This is a genomic window from Pseudomonas sp. K5002, assembly GCF_013386655.1.
Lineage (GTDB): Bacteria > Pseudomonadota > Gammaproteobacteria > Pseudomonadales > Pseudomonadaceae > Aquipseudomonas.
The window spans coordinates 1-749 of record NZ_JACARK010001431.1 but is presented as its reverse complement, the minus strand read 5'-3'; the positions used below and the strand labels follow the sequence as shown (position 1 = coordinate 749).

Sequence of the window (749 nt, the reverse complement as noted above, 5' to 3'; positions counted from 1 at the left end):
AGCGCGGCGGTGCGGGTCTCGCCCAGCAGGTCGAGGTCATTGTTGCTGGCCGCGCCGTCGGTGCCTACTGCCACATTGACGCCGGCTTGCCACAGGCGTTCCACCGGGCAGAAGCCGCTGGCCAGTTTCAGGTTGGATTCCGGGCAATGGATCACGCTGGTGTTACTTTCTACCAGCAAAGTCAGGTCGTCATCGCTGATTTGGGTCATGTGAACGGCCTGGAAGCGCGGCCCCAGCAAACCCAGGCGGCCAAGCCGTGCCAGCGGGCGTTCACCACGCTGTTCAACGGACTGCTGCACTTCGAAGGCGGTTTCATGCACGTGCATGTGGATCGAGGCGTCCAGTTCCTCGGCGATCACCCGGATTTTTTCCAGGTTTTCATCGCAGACGGTGTACGGCGCGTGCGGGCCGAAGGTGATTTTGATCCGTGGGTGATGCTTGAGGTCGCCGAACAACTCGACGCCCTGGCGAATCGCCTCGTCGGCGTCAGCAGCGCCGGGAATCGGGAAATCCAGGATCGGGATGGCGATTTGCGCACGCATGCCGCTGTTGTGCACCCGTTCGCTGGCGACTTTCGGGAAGAAGTACATGTCCGAGAAACACGTGATGCCGCCCTTGATCTGCTCGGCGATGGCCAGGTCAGTGCCGTCGCGGACGAAGGCTTCGTCGACCCACTTGGCCTCGGCGGGCCAGATGTGGTTTTCCAGCCAGGTCATCAGCGGCAGGTCGTCGGCCAGGCCGCGAAACAG

General features: G+C 62.6%; 1 protein-coding gene. It reads right to left on the bottom strand.

Features of this window, described 5'->3' with window-relative positions; genetic code table 11:
* Window positions 1–749: amidohydrolase family protein (locus tag HX846_RS36970; protein WP_178967432.1), on the bottom strand; the 749-nt coding region annotated here is incomplete at both ends.